The sequence below is a fragment of the Aliamphritea hakodatensis genome, assembly GCF_024347195.1.
GTDB classification, from domain to species: domain Bacteria; phylum Pseudomonadota; class Gammaproteobacteria; order Pseudomonadales; family Balneatricaceae; genus Amphritea; species Amphritea hakodatensis.
Genome location: NZ_AP025281.1, coordinates 2,333,162 through 2,349,868, shown reverse-complemented (window position 1 = coordinate 2,349,868; position 16,707 = coordinate 2,333,162). Strand labels below are relative to the sequence as shown.

Genomic DNA, 16,707 nt, shown 5'->3' with positions numbered 1-16,707 from the left:
GCAAAGAGCAATGTCTGACCCCACAGCTCACTCAATGAATTCAAATTTACTGAAGACAGGCAGAACTTTTAATGACCGAGAGCCATAGTTTGCACAGTAATACTTGCTGTAAAGATTTGCCAAAGCCGCCTTATTCAACATGAAAATCTCATGCTGTTCATCACCACAGTATTCACACTTATTAATATTATGATTTCTGGTTACCAAGCAGGTTTCACAGCGTTTACCAGCCAATACTCCGCTTTCGTAAAGCTCTTCCACGACAGCGACTAATTCAGATACTCTTTCCTTCACCCGCTCCAAAGCTTGCTCTTTCTGTACACGTTGAATCTCGACAGGAACACTTCTAATCTTGCGGCGCTCTTCAGCCCTCTGCCTCTCTTCAGCCCACTCTTGCTCTTGCTGGGCCTTACGGGCCTGAGCCGCCTCTTCAGCCTTTAGCTTTTCAAGTTCAACAAGACCTTCGAAATGTTGTTCGCATTTCTCTTGCCTTTGACGTGAGTGATAAATCCATTTCTTTGCTTCAGTATGCTGGAGAAGAATCCTGCTCATTGCTTCTTTAAACCCCTTACTGCGGCCTTCAAGCAACTCAACTAAAACATTCAATGACACATGAATACTTGACTCTTCTAGCATTGGGGTCCTATCAACATATGAAATAACAACAACTAGAGGATGGTTGCGAATCTTCAGCTTTACCCGAATTTCACTATTAGCAGTATTGATCTCTGGAAAGTATTCCAGAGTGTATTCAAGTGTTTTGGCTTCCGTTATGTCATAGCTCTTTTTTATCCGATAAACAAGGTTCTCAAGTGTGTATTGGAAATCTGGTAAAGCTATCGTATCCCCCTCGTCGAATACTTTTTTTGCCATCCAAAAAATACACCTTTCCACTGTAGCTGGACAGATATTCTCGTCATCAACAGCTTTTGCCTGATGAGCAAAATACTCAACTATTAACTCCCCCTGACGGGCTTGAAGTGGAGCTCCGCAAAAAACGCACTCACAATTACAAGCGTTGCCGCGTTCAACTTCATCAGGAGCAACAACTTTACCCGTAGGAACATGTACTCCAACTGGCAGTAACAGTATCGCACTCATACATGTCCTTATACTTAAATTAGAATTTCCCTACTCATCCTTTAACACACAAGCATAACGGGGTCAGATTCTTCCTTTTGACTAATTTATTACGATGGCAAAAAATCAATACCTAACTCCACTCCTTTTCCTTAATCAACTTAGATTGAGCCAAGCAGAAGCAACTGCTTGATAGCTGTCGGGGTGAAGCCACTTATTACTGACTTCTAGCAAACGTTTGTTAGCCGCTTCATCTACTGCCTGATAAGTTATTTTGTTTAAATCTTTTGGAGCCGAAATCCCTGCTGTTTCAGCCTTTTCTTTTAACCAGTTTGATAGCTCTGCAGGATTAGATGTAACTCCACCTTCATTGTCGACGTGCCAAACAGCATATTCTTGACGCTGTCTGAGTCCATTTTCGTTTTGCCATCTTAAATAACCTGAAACTAAAGCTCCTCCCATTAGGTTATGTGTTAAAGAAACGGCTGATTGTCCCATAAAGTCATATGACTGAGCTTGCTCAATCAAATACTGCATGAGGAAATTATCCATATCCATCATTTCAGTATTAGCTCTGTGAGCTGCAGTTATTCTATCAACAGTAATCTCCCATCTACTGCGCTTAACCCCTAACTTTTCCATTACTGATTCTGGAAGCTTTATATGCCACACAAAACCTTTGTGAGTTTGTTCGATTATTTCGATGGATAGATAATCAAACATACCTTTAATAAAAGATTTTAGGTGCTCAGAAGTAATTCCAAGCTCCTCCCTTGCCTCATCTGGATCAAAACTTGCCGCATATTCGAACAATTCACGTTGCTTGGATGCTGCTTCTTTGGCCTTTTGCATAGCCTCATCAATTCGATCCTGTGTTCTTGATATTCCAGCAACTGTTGCATCTTCAAGTATACTTTGAATATCAACCATATCGGCGATTTCACCAAGAATGTCATCTTGTAACTTTTCATTGAATTCATTCCCTATAGTCGCTAAATCTATAACAACTTGACCAATACGTTCATACATCATGTCCATAACTTGCTCATCTGCGGTATCAGGCGAATGGACATTAAATACAACTACTCGTTTTTTCTGCCCATAACGGTATAAACGACCAATTCGTTGGACTAATCTCATCGGGTTCCAAGGCAGGTCATAATTGACCATAACATGGCAGTTTTTCTGAAGGTTAATACCCTCCCCACCAGCTTCAGTTGAAATCATAAACTGACCACTATCTTCAAACCGAGCTATAGCTTCTCGCCGTTCGTGATGCCTCATAGAGCCGTTTATTAACTCAACGTTATTACCGTAACGTTTTAATAGAGCCGCTTTTATATATTCCTGTGTTGATCGATACTCAGTAAAAATGAGAATTTTTTCATTAGTATTTTTAGCCAAAATATTGTTAATAAGCTCATCCATAAAAATCTTAATTTTCTTATCCGAATCTAAATGATTCTGGCTTCTAATTATTAAATTGTCTAATAGCTCCAACTCGCCCTCAAAAAACTCTTCTTGTTGAGGATCGATTGTCTCTTCATACTCACCCCAAAAGCGTTCGTCAGATATATAACCCAAAGATTCAGAAGGATTTTTAAGTTCACCATGAAGTCTATCTCTTCTTCGTAATAACGCTGTATGTATCGCTTGTGCACTTGACGCGGCCAGTTTGCGATATACAGTCATAACAAACCCAATCGCATTGCCCTTAAAGCCAAGTTCAGAACCAGCTGCATAACCTTGTCTTAAATACGCCTGCAGGGCTTTATCAAACTCTTTTGCATCTTCCCCTAAAGGAACTCTTAGAGCTTTTGTTGTTTTTCCATGAAATATGAAATTTCCATCTATGTCAGTCACATCAGACTTATTATTCCTGAACATCATATCGGAGAGAATCTCAGGATTAAGCGCCAATGTTTCTATGTCTTCTTTCCTTTCAGGATGAAGTAGCATTAACAGGCTTTGAAATTTATCAGGCATCCCTTGATGAGGCGTTGCTGACAAGAGAATGATCGCTTGAGTCTTTTTTCTTAACTCTTGGGCAAGCTGAAAACGCTGCGACGCATCAAATTTCATTCCATATTGCCTGCGACTTAACCTATGAGCCTCATCAAAAATAACAAGGTCCCAAGGTTCTGCTTGCATGAGGATTTCGAGGTGCCTCTCGTCTTTGAATTTATCTATCGAGCCTATTACATCATCGTGCTTTTTCCACTCTCGTGGGGCATCTATATTGAAGTTCTCCCCATAAATTTCAAAATCACTCAAAGCGAATTTATGATGCAATTCTTCTTTCCATTGTGCGGTGAGCCCTGCAGGTGTGATAAGTAAAATTCTTCTAGCCTGGCCCCTTTGTCTTAATGCCTTAATAAGCATCCCTGTTTCAATAGTTTTTCCCAAACCAACATCATCCGCAATTAGCCAATTCAAGTTTCCTGAGGCGAGGATGTGATGAACAAGGTTAGTTTGATGCGGCAGCGGGTCTATATCCAACCTAGATAGTGAGCCTGTGTTTTCGTTCCAGGCTGTAATAGCGTGGGCAAGAACCTTTAATCTGAACCTCTCAGCACTATCTTCAGGACCAACATCACCAACAATAAATCGATGTTTAGCCCCCTTAATCCACTCTAAATTCTGATAAGGCAGCCACTTTGTGAAGCCTGAATCTGGGAACTCGACTAATACTTGATCACTAAATCCAAGCGTCCGAGTTTTGAGAATTTGACCTTCACCTAAAGACTTTATACCTGATCTAGTTGTAACATGTCTGACCTCCATTCCGACCTGAAAGCCTGAGGTTAGCTCACGTATGCTTACTATTTTTTCATTTCTATCTTTTGGGAATCGGACCTTAGCACTGATGCCATCAACTCCATCCATAGTAGACAGAACAAGACCTCTTTCTTCACCGCGACTTACCCAGCAGTTTTTAACAGGTGTTAAACAATCCCTATTCTTTTTCATCATATTCGTCATCCAAATTTTCCTCTTGAAGCACAATGGCTTGTCTTTTCTTTAACACCTTGGGATAAAGCAAAACTCCTTCCTTGTGGTCAAAAGGAATATCCGAAACATAATAGCTTTTCGCGGTAAAAGTATTATTGAGTTCAATTCCACACCTTGATAATTTCTCGTATTCATCTGAGTTCTCATACAACAAACCATTATCATCCAATAAACAATCATCATGTCCATTGAAAAAAAATAGCTGATTTGTTGAAGGCAATAACAATTTTGATTCGCTGAACCTGTAATAAAGCAGATATTTAATAAAGGCAGGATACTTTCTGCGAAGAATCTGATTTGAATACCAATACTCAAATTCAACTTCTAACATCTCATGTAATTCTTCGATGGGGGGAGGCGAAGTATAAATATTGATAAGCCTTATTGATTGCTTCCAACTAAAGTGTTCATAGGAGGCAATAGTGTGATCTTTTTTACGGCTAGAAAAATATATCCAATACCTTTCACTTTCTTTCCAAAGGAGCTTTAACTCCCTTGCAACTTCTATGGTTTCAACAGAAGTTCCTTTATTGATTTCTTCTAGTAGTGTCCGCTTTGTAGCAGACCAGCCATTCTCAAAAAAAATAGTTGTAATCAAGTCAAGTTCTGATTTTGACCAATTCACCTCATTAATAAAATCTACAGCTTCTTGCCTGGCTCTCTGGTATTTTGTGAGAGTATTAGATATTTCTAAATCATGATTTTCATTTTCTTCCAATTGATCATTTTCTGACCAGAACTCATAAAGATCAGTATCATCAAATAGATCATTGAAGCTAGGTACGTCTATTCCAACTTCAGGATCGGCATTAAATTCGTTCTGGATGCTATAAAAAAGCTCATCATCTGAAGAAAACTCTGTCTCTTGATCAGAATAAATCCCTTGTTCGAGAAGCTCCAAACATTCATCTGCCTCATAAATATGGATATCTGGCTCTGGCTCTGGCTCTGGCTCTGGCTCTGGCTCTGGCTCTGGCTCTGGCTCTGGCTCTGGCTCTGGCTCTGGCTCTGGCTCTGGCTCTGACTCTGGCTCTGGATCTTTAACATGGTTTGTACATGTTTCTATTAAGCCAACGATCTTATCGATCTCATTGCTGATTGTGAAATCTTGATTTTCTCCCTCTAGATCATCTACTTCTAATTGCTTATCTGTATTTTTTTTCGTTTTGAATGTTATAACTGGACGATTGAAACACTGAAGATCTAGGTTTTGACCCTGCTCCGTAATAGTCAAAGCAGTTGATCCCACCGTTTGATCTGTGGCGTTATTACTTGCATTTACATCTGCGGCGCTTCTGATCGATAATATCTCTTTACTTCTCCCCTTCAGAGTAAGTTTTGGGCGTGTACTGGGAGCGTTGATATCAGACTGTGCATCTTTATCAAATCCTATTATGAATTCATTCTCTTGTAATGAATCACTTTGATTATCTAGATATGTGATGTCATCACTACTGAACTCTGAATGAGAATAACCTTCTTGTTGTAACTCCTTCATGTTGAGAGCTTTTTTTAGATATTCAGCTGCTTTTTTAGGTTTACCAATACGTAGATAGATTCGGCCAATTGTTTGTAGTAACTGAGTGTCTAATGGGTACTCAGATAAGGTGTTTTGAGCTAATGCTAACGCGGCTTTATGATCACCTTTCGAAAACAATCGATTTATGTCTAATAAAACAGAGCGACTTACAGCCTTTGCATGTCCTTTTGTAAGTGTATCCATCACTTACTAACTCCATACTCCCTGTAAAGACTGTTCAACATAGATGCAACAGCTTCCCATATTTTGGGAGATTAAATATTGATTTTTTAGATGATTACTAGCTAGATACCAGCTCTTAAGCTTCCATCTAACCCCAATCCATCAAGCCTATGTGGGACATTCATACATTTAGGGGGCAAATCTATCCATTCGTTTGTTTGTCTATATATGGCAAAAACAAGACCCAGCCCGCACACTCTTACCAGTCACTTTTAGCAACCATTGTCAGCCATTAAACACATATCGAACCAACAAAACAGTATCATCTTGGTATCAGTTGAATGAATCTTGACTTGAAACAGTACAAAAAACGTACATAACCATGCATAAGGGAAATACGGTTTTAAATCAGGAGCAGAGTCATAACTAAACTAACCCGCCCCCGAGGGTTTAAAGAGGCTTCACGGCATACTTCAACCAGCCTCAGCCTCTACAAGTTTCAGCCGTTCAACACTACATCACCACCTGCGTTCGGTTATGCAGCTGCGAACTCAGTCGCTTACGAAGCGCTTCAATTTCTTCATTCGGCTCCAGAGGTTCACTGTGTACCAGCATAAAGCGGTCAGCAAAATCGATGCAGCGCAGTACGCTGGCGTATCGCCACATGAGGTTTCTAAGATCTTCCGGGGTGGGATCGACGCCCTTCTCCCAGTCATTCAGCATGTGAATCAGTTCGCCCTGAGCGCTGCCGAACATGCCCATAGTGCCGATATCCAGCACGCGGTAGTCGTACAGCCTGCGCAGGTTGATTCGGGCATCCAATGTAGTGAGAGGTGTTGTGTCTTGAGGGTCGTTAAAGCAGGAACGCAGTGAATACACCACGTTATCGATCTGATGGTTAGCCATACCTGGCCTCCTTTGTTTAATCTCAGGTGACCCCAGTTCCATTGGGGCGTCGGGAGGTTGAGAACGGCACAAAGAAGCCGCGAGCTTATTTCCCCCGAAAGGGTTTTATATTCGCTGCCCTCCCGACATACGGGAGTTTGTACCACATTTGTGGCACAAAAAAACCAACACTACGGGGTTGGATATCCGTCTTTGTAGAGGTTCTCAAGCCTCACTAAGGACTATAAAGCTGATTCAACCGGGCGGTCAACTTGGGTGTTTTCGTGTTACAACAAAGACTTACGTGGCTTACGGACGTGTGACCTGATAAAGGCAGACCGTCGACTTGTATAAATCCAGGAGCTGAGCAGGCTTAACGGGGTTAGCGCATCCAGTAGAGTTAAGCCTTCCGTTTTGCTTATCTTTCTAAACAGGCAATAAACAAAACAGGCCCCACTGTATGTTTATTTTTTGTACAAAGTATTAACCAGTGCACCTAAAATAACCATTGCACCACCTAAAACAGTCCATAAGGTGGGCGTTTCAGAGAATACCCACCAACCAAACAGTACGGCAAAAACAACCTGAATATAGGAGTAAGCCACTACTTTTCCTGCTTTTTCAACAGACATAGCCTTAGTTAACCCAAATTGACCTATCTGAGTAAATATACCGACTAATATCAAGAGGGCTGCAGATTCAATGTCTGGAAATATAAAATCATCACCAAGCATCAGCACCGATAAAGGAAATGCAATCAGAGGAAAATAGATAATAATAACGCTGACATCATCACTACGGCTTAAAGCTCTTACAATGACATAGGCTACAGCACTGCCAAAAGCTCCGATAAGTGCAACGACAATGCTGAATAAAGATAATCTTTCGGTTGAATCAAATCCTATATCAGGCGAAACCATAACAGCTAAACCCGATATACTTATTATAAAACAATATATACTTGCCAGCTGGATATTTTCTTTTAATACCCACAAAGCAATTAATGCCGTAAAGACCGGGTACGTATATTGTAAAACAGTGGCCTCAGCCAAGGGTAAAGTAATCACTGCATAATAAACACAAATCAAAGAAAGCGCCCCTACTCCCCCTCTTGCAAGCAGTAATACTTTGTTATTTCCCCATATTGAAATACGCTTTCGTTTAATATCAATATAACTTAACACTAAAGAAACAAGAGAGCGCGCTGCAACAATTTCAAGAACTGGTATACCGTAGAGTGATACCGCTTTTACACATACAGCCATCATTGAAAAGCTGAGCGCTGAAAGCAGCATGTAGCCTACACCTGCAGGCAATTTTTCAGTAAGAGCCTGAAAGAAATTAGTCAGTTGTAACTTAATAAGAAATCGCTGCAGCATACGGGTCAGACCAGATATTACTTTTTACCTGATAATTCGACTGACCGGCTAACCGCAGCGCTCATAGCATGGCGCACTAAGCACCTCATGGCATCATCGTGAGAAAAAGCATCCAATGCCGCCTGAGTGGTACCATTCGGGCTAGTAACCATCACTCGCAGTGCTGTTGGATCCCTTTGTACTTTTAGTAACTCAGCTGCACCAATCATCGTATCTATTGCAAGCTGATCCGCCAGAGCAGCGTTTAAACCCAGGCCCGTTCCTGCTTCGCGCATTGCTTCTACAAATGCAAAAAAATATGCGGGTCCGCTGCCAGACAACCCTGTGACAGCATGCATTAAATCTTCGGATTCAACCCATGCAAAACTACCAACTTGTGTCATTAAGTTTTCAGCAATACAACGTGAGTTTTCAGTCACATGAGACGGACAATAACTGACAGAGGCGGAATGACCATTTAGCGCACCAACGTTTGGCATACAGCGAATAATTTCTGAAGTTTCAGGCATTACCTTTGAAATTGTCTGACAGCTTATACCCGCCATCACTGATATAACAACGGTTTTAGGATGTATTAACTGATCAAACGACAGGGAACTGTTTTCAAAAATCTGTGGTTTTACCGACAAGAAAACCACATCAAAACGAAGATTTTTCTCTAAACACTGAGAAAGGTTAGCATATATTTCACATACGCTTAACTCTTCAGCTGCATCTTTATTAAGGCCTGGATCGACAATATAAAAAGAACAATCACCAAAGTTTGATGAAAGTAACTTAGATAATATTGCACCGCCCATTTTACCAGCACCGAGAAACAAGACCTTTTTCATATTTACCTCTGATATATATTAGCTTACCTGTTACTAACATATACCAGCTGTAAAAATTGCCATTCCACTAATTGCTATTCAATGGTGATATTGCGATTATCAGCTATTTTGTATCTTTCTATAGTCACGGGGAGTAACGCCAATTATTTTAATAAAATTATGATTCATTGTAGCTGGCCTTAAATACCCGACTTCATAGGCAATCGCAGTTATGGATAACGTACTTGACTTTAATAACGCGGCAGCTTTTTCTACTCTGCGTCGCATTACATAATGATGAACAGTTTCACCTGTTTCTTTTTTAAATGAACGAGCCATATGAAAAGTGCTTAAATTACAAACATCAGATATATCCTCAAGTGACAGCTGGCTTGACAGGTTATCTTCTATATATTCTTTAACGCGCCGTAAGGTTACCGGTGCCATGCCACCCTTAGGCCTATCAATCACAGAAGACGCATTCGAGTACTCTCTGACCAAATGCGTACCTATACACGTGAGCAGTGATTCTGAGTACGTCTTTCCCAGCACTTCTGAAGATGCCTGGTGATTGGCAAGACCGAGTACTAAACCCGACAACACAGGATCATTAGTTACATACTTCGCATCAAACAGTATCCCGGAACTGTCTACAATTCGGGAAACATCCCTATACAGCCATTTGCTGTCCAGATATAACGCTATATAGTCAGATTCACCCTGTCCTTTTAACTCTGTTTTGAGCTCGTAATCTGCAGGCAAAATCAACAATTGTTCTAGAGGAAGGGCGCCTTTCCATTGAGGCTCAGAAAATGAAACCATTTTAGGTGCTTCAACACCGACAGGCCTGATTTTACGCAGATAAATAGCAAATTTATCAGTAACCCAGTCACCATATTTACAACCATCAAAGGTTCTTGTGTACTGTTCAAGGCTATACCCGTCTCCCTGGAAAACAGTGAAATCTGTCATTGATTCACTGCTGGTTGTTTCCCTGGTAAAGAAATCTCTCATACTCACACCACTGAAGAAGATCGCCGTAAATGTATGTTTCTCAAGTAACGCACTGGCTACTGGCATTACTCATAGATAACAGAAAAGTATAGTACTAGTAACACAGCTTTCGCGCAGATTCAGCCTGAAGCCGGCTTTAGAGACAAGATATCGTTTAAATATCAATTTATAGCAATCACAAAGAACAGACCCCAGCGCCAGCAGCAACTGAAGCCTGCCCTGTGCTTAGCCCCCGAAAGAATTTATACGGGCTCTTCAACCGCCTTATTTACCTTCTTTTCGTCAAACACCTTTCCTTTAGTCGCCCACTGTTCTATCCAGCTTATTGAACGTAAAATTGGATAACAGTAGACAAAGTACATGAGCGCCACTACCCCCAGAACGAACATGATATGGCCTGGGCTGCGGTTTATTGCATCCTGACCATAGCGCATTAGCTCCGCAACACCGATAACGGAAATAATAGATGTTCCCTTAATGATAAGGACATATACACCGGCCATCGGTGCAAGTGTCAACTTATATGCCTGAGGCACTATTACGTATCGCATAGACTGAAATGTACTCATCCCATATGCTTTAGCTGCTTCCCACTGACCTACCGGTACAGCCATTATTGCGGCCCGAACAATTTCAGCAACATATGACGAAGTATAAATTGACAACGCAAGCACTGCGGCAGCAAATCCGGATAAGTCAAAAATCCACACACCTGTTGTAGGCAGGATGTAATAAATAATAAAGAGTTGTATAAGGACAGGCATGCCCCTGACAAAATGAATATAAGTGCCTACAACTGCATATATATACTTATTGGAAAGCGTTCTGATAAGTCCAAGAATCACTCCGGCAATACTGCCAAAAAAAATCGATAACAGAGAAATAATGATCGTATTTATAAGCCCTTCCAATAAGAAAGGCATTGAAACCTTAAGCACATCATACATAACTACCACCTACTGACTTTTTGCCTTTTCCACCCAGTACATTTTTAACCCGCTCTGCAGCCAAGACTAATGCTGTATAAATAGCTAAATAAAACAATGCTGGAGTAATAAATGATTCCACTGGCATTACACGGTCAGACAGAATGACCAGGCCAACACTCATCAGTTCCATAACTGTTATAAAGCTAAGCAAAGAGGAATCTTTTATCAGTACGGATGCCTGACCAATAAGCGGTGGCAGCACAGTTACAAAAGCCTGAGGATAAATAACATGAATAAACGTTTTACCCCTGCTCATCCCAAGTGAGAGAGCGCCTTCCCATTGCCCTTTTGAAACCGACTCTATTCCTGCCCTGAATATTTCAGACATATACGCAGTCGTATGCAAAGTCAGAGCCAGAATTCCACATATAATTGCCGGCACACTCACATCTAACACGGGAATATTAGACAAACCATAATAGAGAATATAAATTTGGACTATCAGAGGTGTTGCTCTGACTGATTGAATATATATAGCTGCAGGTCTCCAAACATAGGGATTTGAAGACATACGCATCAGGGCGACAAAGCCACCTAAAATTAATGAAAGCAGTAAACAAACTGCTGACACCCAAACGGTAGTCCAAAGCCCTTCCATGAATTGAGGAAAGTACTGCCAAACCACACGAAAATTATAAAATTCTGAAAACCAACTCATATATAACCTGCTTGCATTTATAACAGGCCTTATCTTGTGATAAGGCCTATTTACAACCTGAAAGTGACATTCAGATATTATTATTTATGATCTTTCTCCCAGGCATCTGTACGTACCCAGTAATCCAGCAGTTTATCCATAGTGTTATCACCCTGTTTAAGGGTGAAATAATTATTCAACACAGCCACAAGATGTGTATCAGCAGGACGCACAGCAAAGCTGAGGGGAGACTTCAAAATGGACCCGTCAAGAATCTTAAGTTCAGGAAATTGTCTGGTCATAGCCTGCGCGATGCCCAGTTCTGTGACGCCTGCGTCGATGCGGCCTGTCGTAATCGCCTGCGCTACTGCCGGTGTGCCGCCACCATACTCTTTAAGATCGCCTTCCGGCATAAAGCGTTTTACATAATTTGACGATGAGCTGGCCTGAGCCGCCCCAATTTTATAATCGCTGCTATTCAGCTGTTTCCAGGAACTAAGCTCACTGCTGCTCTTTGTATAAGCAACCACCTCTGAAAACATGAACGGATCTGTAAAGCTAACTTTTAATGACCGCTTAGCAGTTGACGTCATGTCAGCAGCAATCATATCCACTTTCTTGGAGAGTAAAGACGGAATCAACCCTTTCCATTCGTAATCCCTGAACTCAATCTCTACACCAATATCGTGGCCAAAGGTTTTCACCAAATCGATTACAAATCCTGTACGTTCTCCGTGCTTATCAATGAAGCTATATGGAGGTCCCTGTGTCTGAACAGCGACGACAATCTTTCCTTCTGAAACGATATCGTCGACAGTATCCGCCTGAACAAAAGCAGAGCCCACAGCAGCGCCCATCGTAATAGCTGCTGCTTTAACGAATGAAACTAACTTTCTCATCTTTTTTTCCTTATTTTTGAGTTACCGAACTTGCTCAAGAAATTGTTGAGCCCTTTCGTTTTTTGGATTTGTAAAAAATACTTCCGGAGGAGCTTCCTCTAAGATTTCACCATCTGCCATAAAGATCAGCCGGTCGCCAACTTCTCTCGCAAACCCCATCTCATGGGTTACAACAATCATCGTCATACCCTCCCCGGCAAGCCCCACCATCAAGTCCAGCACTTCACCAACCATTTCAGGATCCAGCGCTGACGTAGCCTCATCGAACAACATTACTTCCGGATCCATTGCCAATGATCTTGCGATGGCCACCCGTTGTTGTTGCCCACCTGACAGCTGAGACGGATAGCTATTCGCCCAGGCCTTCATACCCACTCGCTGCAGAAGGGATTCAGCGACACTCCGGGCCTCATCAGAACTTCGTTTCAGCACGATCATTTGCGGCATCATCACGTTCTCGATAACCGATTTATGCTGAAATAAATTAAAATGCTGAAACACCATGCCAACTTTTGCTCTAAGTGAGTTATGGTCAGCATCCGGACTGGAAACCTCATGTTTATCAACCCGAATGGAGCCATTCGTTATGGTTTCAAGCGCATTAATTGTTCTTAGCAAAGTGCTTTTTCCTGAGCCACTGGGCCCGATAATGACAACAACTTCACCTTTATTTATTGATGTATTTACTTTTTCCAGAGCCCTTATCTTTCGCCCGTCAGGTGCAACAAAAACCTTATCCACATCACGAATTTCAATTAATGGATTAATTTCTGAAGATTCATTCATATACAACCTACAAAGTAATTAAATTTATTTTTATGCGTTGAAATTCATCCTAGACAATCAAGTAATGTTTTCTAGCTATATCTTGTTGTTCTTTCGTTTTTCTGCGTAAAAACCTTAACCGCAGCATTTCCAATACATAGCAAATATGCGTTTTATTTAATTTAAATCTTTCAATATCTTTTATTAGGCCTTATGCATTACGCATAAGACTTACCTTTTATAATCTCACTATTAGGCCTCCATATTTATTTATGAGAGGCCATTTTTTTGGCAACATTTCATTGTTTCAGCAAATTATGGTGGGAATTAGAAGTGGTAATAAAAAACTATATATTCATAATTTGAATGGAGATTGTCAGATGTACGATTTTTACAGTGATACTAAGTCTTTACCGACACATGAAATGTTATGTGCAATTGCAGAAGCACAATTAGGTGATGAACAAAAAGGAGAAGACCCTACAACCAGAGCGTTAGAAGAACGCGTCGCGAAATTGCTGGGTAAAGAGGCCGCGGTGTTCATGATTTCAGGAACAATGTGCAACGAAATTGCAGTACGCGTTCATTGCCGCCCGGGCGATGAAGTAATTCTTGATGAAACTGCCCATCTGTTAAATTTCGAATGTGGCGGGCCCTCAGCACTGAGCGGCGTAGTATTGAGAACAGTTAAAGGTGACAGAGGCATTTATAGTGCAAAGGACGTTAAGCATTCTGTTCGCCCCAACTCACGATACATGCCGAAGTCACGCATGGTACTGGTTGAGCAAACTGCAAATTTTGGTGGCGGTGCCATCTGGCCACTCGAAACAATCAATGAAGTCGTCGACGAAGCCAAAAAGCACGACCTGATTACCCACATGGACGGCGCACGTCTGATGAATGCGGTTGTAAAAACAGGCATTTCTGCTGCGGAATATGCCAAAGGCTTCGATTCAGTCTGGATAGATTTTTCTAAAGGATTGGGAGCACCCTGCGGTGCGGTACTTGCGGGAAGTAAAGAATTTATTGAAAAAGCGTGGCGAGAAAAGCAAGCGTTTGGCGGAGCTATGCGTCAGTCAGGCGTACTTGCGTCTACGTGTCTTTACGCTTTAGATCATCACATGGAGCAACAATCCAGCGATAATCAACTGGCATCATTTATTGGTGAAAAACTCCTGGAAGTTCCACAGATAACGAACGTATTACCTGTCGATACAAATATCGTTATTTTCGACCTCGATGACACAGCGCCTACCGCACAGGAACTTGTTAATGAGATGAAACAGCGAGGCATATTACTGGGAGCATTTGGTGAAAGAAGAGTTCGCGCTGTGACCTGCCTTAATGTCAATCAAAAAGCAGGGATTGAATTGATTAACGAACTTACCGATTATCTATCATAAAGCATTCGCTATTATACTTTGAATATATTGCCTTTGCTTATAGCGGCGGGAATACTAGCGAAATCTCTGTTTTAAATAGTACTTCTGTAAAAGCCTTCAGAATTAACTGAAGGCATTTTTTACAAACCTATTGCCAGGCGCGAGATGTAATAATTTACAAAGATTAAACACAGGCCGATCTAATAAAAGAGTATCATCCTGGTATCCACTACAGAGCTCTTGACCTTAAACAATACAACAAAAAAACACAGCAAACATTAAAAGGCAGAGTTAGCACTCAATCGATTTTAACCTGCCCCCAGATACCTTCAGAAGCCAATTGCAGACTGCAACCAGCTTTAGTTTCGACAGGTTTCAACCCACTACCTATAAGCGGCAACCCTTACATCACCACCTGCGTACGGTTATGCAGCTGTGAACCCAGCCGCTTACGCAGTGTATTAACCTCTTTATTCGGTTCAAGCGGTTCGCTGTGTACCAGCATAAAGCGGTCGGCGAAGTCGATGCAGCGCAGTACGCTGGCGTATCGCCACATGAGGTTTCTAAGATCTTCCGGGGTGGGATCGACTCCCTTCTCCCAGTCATTCAGCATGTGAATCAGTTCGCCCTGAGCGCTGCCGAACATGCCCATGGTGCCGATATCCAGCACCCGGTAGTCGTACAACCGGCGCAGGTTGATGCGGGCATCCAGCGTGGTGAGAGGTGTTGTTTCTTGAGAGTCGTTAAAGCAGGAACGCAGTGAGTACACCACGTTATCGATCTGATGGTTAGCCATACCTGGCCTCCTTACATTTTTATCGATAAACGCCTCAATCCGTGAGGTGCCGGGAGGTTCGAAACGGCTGTAAGAGACCGCGGGTTTATTTCCCCCGAAAGGGTTTTATATTCACCGCCCTCCCGACATAACGGGAGTTTGTACCACATTTGTGGCACAAAAAAACCAACATAACGGTGATGGTTGTCCGCTTACAGCAGAGGTTTCGACGCCTCACCAAGGACTATAAAGCGGTTCTGGCTAACCGGTCAACTTGGGTGTTTTCGTGTTACAACAAAGACTTACGCGGCTTACGGACGAGTGAGCCGGTAGAGGTAGACAGGGGATTTAAAAAAGTCCGTCAGGTACAGAAGGTTTACCGGCTGGTGTGCCGGTAGTGAGAAATTATTACTGATCAGATACTCAGGCGTCATATGCCCTGCTTCCAGTTGGTCGGCAATGGCCTGCATGCCACCTGAGTAGAGGTAACACAGCAACACCGAGGCTTCCGATAAGTCTGCCTTAAGGAAATTCTGCCGGTACAGCTCTACGTTTTTCAGCCGCAGCAGCTTTACCAGTATCAGGCTTGTTAACCAGGGCAGTAGCGACAGCTCATAACCGACGATTTTTCGCTGAGGATATTCCCGTGCCAGCGGGATGAGCAAATTGCCCCAACCGCTGCCCAGTTCATACACCGGACCAGTGCCGGTTTCCCGGCTCAGTTCAAGCATGGCCTGCCGGGCTTTCTTTGAACTGGGCATCGGGGAGATACCCAGCCACACCGTACTCCAGACCACCGATAAACAGATGATCAGCGTGATCAGTAACAGTGCAATTTCAAAGGCTGGCAAGGTGTTTAGCCACAGCACTTCTTGTATTTTTTACCGCTGCCGCAAGAGCAAGGTTCGTTACGGGCCGGTTTAGGGGCGAAACGCTGGGTTTCCTGAGTGTTGATCATGGCATCCAGCTCAGCGAGGTTTTCCGGTGCGTCCGGATTCACGTCAATGTTGCCCACTAGGTCATGTTCCACCAGCAGTGCTGCAACCTCTTCTTTGCGGGCTTCAGTCTGCACGGATATCGCCAGCGGATGGGCATCGGTGCCCGCTTTTACGTTTGGCTTCGGGTTGTAACCGCTTTTACCGTAGTTCCCCATGACGTCCGGGGTACCTTTAAAGAAAAACTTAGACACTGCTCGCTCCTGCTACTTCTATTACCTGCCGTGCGTCGCAGGCGCACAGACATAGGGGCGCGCATTATAACGGATTACACATTGAAGTAACGGATATTCAGCAGATACATTGGAAATGCCTGCCATACAGCAGCACATTGCCCCGTTCAAGCTGGCCCCTCCCATGCATTAGGGGCTATTCTAAATA

15 protein-coding genes are annotated in these 16,707 nt (G+C 42.5%); 1 reads left to right on the top strand and 14 read right to left on the bottom strand.

Translation table 11 applies throughout. From position 1 onward, the window contains the following. Positions 1-27 precede the first annotated feature (27 nt). From PCI15_RS10760 to PCI15_RS10710, 11 genes are all read right to left on the bottom strand, one after another. Positions 28-1,101: a hypothetical protein gene (locus tag PCI15_RS10760; RefSeq protein ID WP_271274336.1), complete on the bottom strand. Its 1,074-nt coding sequence runs from the start codon at positions 1,099-1,101 to the stop codon at positions 28-30. A gap of 135 nt (positions 1,102-1,236) precedes the next feature. Beyond that, on the bottom strand, positions 1,237-4,062 hold the full coding sequence (locus PCI15_RS10755) for a DEAD/DEAH box helicase (RefSeq protein WP_271274335.1): 2,826 nt from the start codon (positions 4,060-4,062) through the stop codon (positions 1,237-1,239). Further along, positions 4,037-5,815 carry a tetratricopeptide repeat protein gene (locus PCI15_RS10750; RefSeq protein ID WP_271274334.1) on the bottom strand — a complete coding sequence of 593 codons (1,779 nt, stop codon included), beginning with the start codon at positions 5,813-5,815 and terminating at the stop codon, positions 4,037-4,039. Before PCI15_RS10750 ends, PCI15_RS10755 begins: the two co-directional genes overlap by 26 nt. 492 nt (positions 5,816-6,307) lie before the next feature. After that, positions 6,308-6,700 (bottom strand): hypothetical protein, encoded by a 393-nt coding sequence (locus tag PCI15_RS10745; protein WP_271274333.1) that lies wholly within the window; start codon positions 6,698-6,700, stop codon positions 6,308-6,310. A gap of 443 nt (positions 6,701-7,143) precedes the next feature. Continuing rightward, positions 7,144-8,058 (bottom strand): DMT family transporter, encoded by a 915-nt coding sequence (locus tag PCI15_RS10740; RefSeq protein WP_271274332.1) that lies wholly within the window; start codon positions 8,056-8,058, stop codon positions 7,144-7,146. A 17-nt stretch (positions 8,059-8,075) separates the two neighbouring features. Next, complete coding sequence (gene proC, locus PCI15_RS10735; RefSeq protein ID WP_271274331.1) at positions 8,076-8,891, bottom strand: pyrroline-5-carboxylate reductase; 816 nt, start codon at positions 8,889-8,891, stop codon at positions 8,076-8,078. 99 nt (positions 8,892-8,990) lie between these two features. Beyond that, complete coding sequence (locus PCI15_RS10730; RefSeq protein WP_271274330.1) at positions 8,991-9,950, bottom strand: helix-turn-helix domain-containing protein; 960 nt, start codon at positions 9,948-9,950, stop codon at positions 8,991-8,993. Positions 9,951-10,126: 176 nt separating this feature from the next. Beyond that, positions 10,127-10,831 carry an amino acid ABC transporter permease gene (locus tag PCI15_RS10725; protein ID WP_271274329.1) on the bottom strand — a complete coding sequence of 235 codons (705 nt, stop codon included), beginning with the start codon at positions 10,829-10,831 and terminating at the stop codon, positions 10,127-10,129. Next, positions 10,824-11,531, bottom strand: a complete 708-nt coding sequence (locus PCI15_RS10720) for an amino acid ABC transporter permease (protein WP_271274328.1) — start codon at positions 11,529-11,531, stop codon at positions 10,824-10,826. Before PCI15_RS10720 ends, PCI15_RS10725 begins: the two co-directional genes overlap by 8 nt. A gap of 80 nt (positions 11,532-11,611) precedes the next feature. Continuing rightward, positions 11,612-12,409 carry a substrate-binding periplasmic protein gene (locus tag PCI15_RS10715; RefSeq protein ID WP_271274327.1) on the bottom strand — a complete coding sequence of 266 codons (798 nt, stop codon included), beginning with the start codon at positions 12,407-12,409 and terminating at the stop codon, positions 11,612-11,614. A gap of 21 nt (positions 12,410-12,430) precedes the next feature. Continuing rightward, positions 12,431-13,195 (bottom strand): amino acid ABC transporter ATP-binding protein, encoded by a 765-nt coding sequence (locus PCI15_RS10710; protein WP_271274326.1) that lies wholly within the window; start codon positions 13,193-13,195, stop codon positions 12,431-12,433. 359 nt (positions 13,196-13,554) lie between these two features. Here PCI15_RS10710 and PCI15_RS10705 point away from each other — a divergent pair, with 359 nt between their 5' ends. Next, on the top strand, positions 13,555-14,577 hold the full coding sequence (locus PCI15_RS10705) for a threonine aldolase family protein (protein WP_271274325.1): 1,023 nt from the start codon (positions 13,555-13,557) through the stop codon (positions 14,575-14,577). 382 nt (positions 14,578-14,959) lie between these two features. Here the strand turns inward: PCI15_RS10705 and PCI15_RS10700 are convergent, their stop codons facing one another. The 3 genes from PCI15_RS10700 to PCI15_RS10690 all read right to left on the bottom strand — a co-directional run bounded on the left by PCI15_RS10700 (position 14,960) and on the right by PCI15_RS10690 (position 16,520). After that, positions 14,960-15,352 (bottom strand): hypothetical protein, encoded by a 393-nt coding sequence (locus PCI15_RS10700; RefSeq protein WP_271274324.1) that lies wholly within the window; start codon positions 15,350-15,352, stop codon positions 14,960-14,962. 290 nt (positions 15,353-15,642) lie between these two features. Then, positions 15,643-16,182 (bottom strand): class I SAM-dependent methyltransferase, encoded by a 540-nt coding sequence (locus tag PCI15_RS10695; RefSeq protein ID WP_271274323.1) that lies wholly within the window; start codon positions 16,180-16,182, stop codon positions 15,643-15,645. 5 nt (positions 16,183-16,187) lie between these two features. After that, positions 16,188-16,520 carry a PBPRA1643 family SWIM/SEC-C metal-binding motif protein gene (locus tag PCI15_RS10690; RefSeq protein ID WP_271274322.1) on the bottom strand — a complete coding sequence of 111 codons (333 nt, stop codon included), beginning with the start codon at positions 16,518-16,520 and terminating at the stop codon, positions 16,188-16,190. Positions 16,521-16,707: the final 187 nt, after the last annotated feature.

What these genes read in the sequence shown, in the direction of transcription:
- PCI15_RS10760 (WP_271274336.1), bottom strand. Translation starts at nt 1,101, where the DNA reads ATGAGTGCGATACTGTTACTGCCAGTTGGAGTACATGTTCCTACGGGT.
- PCI15_RS10755 (WP_271274335.1), bottom strand. Translation starts at nt 4,062, where the DNA reads ATGACGAATATGATGAAAAAGAATAGGGATTGTTTAACACCTGTTAAA.
- PCI15_RS10750 (WP_271274334.1), bottom strand. Translation starts at nt 5,815, where the DNA reads ATGGATACACTTACAAAAGGACATGCAAAGGCTGTAAGTCGCTCTGTT.
- PCI15_RS10745 (WP_271274333.1), bottom strand. Translation starts at nt 6,700, where the DNA reads ATGGCTAACCATCAGATCGATAACGTGGTGTATTCACTGCGTTCCTGC.
- PCI15_RS10740 (WP_271274332.1), bottom strand. Translation starts at nt 8,058, where the DNA reads ATGCTGCAGCGATTTCTTATTAAGTTACAACTGACTAATTTCTTTCAG.
- proC (WP_271274331.1), bottom strand. Translation starts at nt 8,891, where the DNA reads ATGAAAAAGGTCTTGTTTCTCGGTGCTGGTAAAATGGGCGGTGCAATA.
- PCI15_RS10730 (WP_271274330.1), bottom strand. Translation starts at nt 9,950, where the DNA reads ATGCCAGTAGCCAGTGCGTTACTTGAGAAACATACATTTACGGCGATC.
- PCI15_RS10725 (WP_271274329.1), bottom strand. Translation starts at nt 10,831, where the DNA reads ATGTATGATGTGCTTAAGGTTTCAATGCCTTTCTTATTGGAAGGGCTT.
- PCI15_RS10720 (WP_271274328.1), bottom strand. Translation starts at nt 11,531, where the DNA reads ATGAGTTGGTTTTCAGAATTTTATAATTTTCGTGTGGTTTGGCAGTAC.
- PCI15_RS10715 (WP_271274327.1), bottom strand. Translation starts at nt 12,409, where the DNA reads ATGAGAAAGTTAGTTTCATTCGTTAAAGCAGCAGCTATTACGATGGGC.
- PCI15_RS10710 (WP_271274326.1), bottom strand. Translation starts at nt 13,195, where the DNA reads ATGAATGAATCTTCAGAAATTAATCCATTAATTGAAATTCGTGATGTG.
- PCI15_RS10705 (WP_271274325.1), top strand. Translation starts at nt 13,555, where the DNA reads ATGTACGATTTTTACAGTGATACTAAGTCTTTACCGACACATGAAATG.
- PCI15_RS10700 (WP_271274324.1), bottom strand. Translation starts at nt 15,352, where the DNA reads ATGGCTAACCATCAGATCGATAACGTGGTGTACTCACTGCGTTCCTGC.